The sequence below is a fragment of the Streptomyces sp. NPDC039424 genome (assembly GCF_055639495.1).
Window position 1 is genome coordinate 1 of record NZ_JBVKAI010000052.1, and the last position, 1,258, is coordinate 1,258.

Annotated in this window: 1 protein-coding gene; it reads left to right on the forward strand. The window is 66.8% G+C overall.

Translation table 11 applies throughout. The features are described from left to right. On the forward strand, nucleotides 1-1,258 hold a 1,258-nt coding region (locus ACZ7L0_RS43945), incomplete at both ends, for a B12-binding domain-containing protein (protein ID WP_471248196.1).

The window sequence follows — 1,258 nt, forward strand, 5'->3', positions numbered from 1 at the left end:
TGAGGCGGACATCCTCATCGACACCCTGACGTTCACCATCTGTACCGGTCAGGAGGAGTCCCGCAAGGACGGCATCGCGACGATCGAGGCGATCCGGGAGCTGAAGCGCCGCCACCCGGCCGTGCAGACGACTCTGGGCCTGTCGAACATCTCCTTCGGCCTGAACCCGGCCGCGCGGATCCTGCTGAACTCGGTCTTCTTGGACGAGTGTGTGAAGGCGGGGCTGGATTCGGCGATCGTGCACGCGTCGAAGATCCTGCCGATCGCCCGCTTCGACGAGGAGCAGGTGACCACGGCCCTGGACCTCATCTACGACCGCCGCAGCGAGGGTTATGACCCGCTGCAGAAGCTGATGCAGCTGTTCGAGGGCGCCACCGCGAAGTCGTTGAAGGCGGGGAAGGCGGAGGAGCTGGCGGCGCTGCCGCTGGAGGAGCGGCTGAAGCGGCGGATCATCGACGGTGAGCGCAACGGCCTGGAGGCCGACCTGGACGCGGCGCTCGAGGCGCGGCCTGCTCTGGACATCGTCAATGAGACGTTGCTGGACGGTATGAAGGTGGTCGGGGAGCTGTTCGGTTCCGGTCAGATGCAGTTGCCGTTCGTGTTGCAGTCCGCCGAGGTGATGAAGGCGGCGGTGGCTCATCTGGAGCCGCACATGGAGAAGTCGGATGCCGAGGGCAAGGGCACGATCGTGCTGGCCACGGTGCGCGGGGACGTGCATGACATCGGTAAGAACCTGGTGGACATCATCTTGTCCAACAACGGCTACAACGTGGTCAATCTGGGGATCAAGCAGCCGGTCTCGGCGATTTTGGAGGCGGCGCAGGAGCACCGGGCCGATGTGATCGGTATGTCGGGGCTGCTGGTGAAGTCCACGGTGATCATGAAGGAGAACCTGGAGGAGCTCAACCAGCGTGGCCTGGCCGCCACCTACCCGGTCATCCTCGGCGGCGCCGCCCTCACCCGCGCCTACGTCGAGCAGGACCTCCACGGGCTCTACCAGGGCGAAGTCCGCTACGCCCGGGACGCGTTCGAGGGCCTGCACCTGATGGACGCGTTGATCGGGGTGAAGCGGGGGGTTCCGGGGGCGAAGCTGCCGGAGCTGAGGCAGCGCCGGGTGCGGGCGGCGGCCCCGGTGGAGGTGGAGGAACGGCCGGAGGAGGGGCATGTGCGCTCCGACGTGGCCGTCGACAACCCCGTGCCCGCCCCGCCGTTCTGGGACACCCGCGTCATCAAGGGCATCCAGCTCAAGGAGTACGCC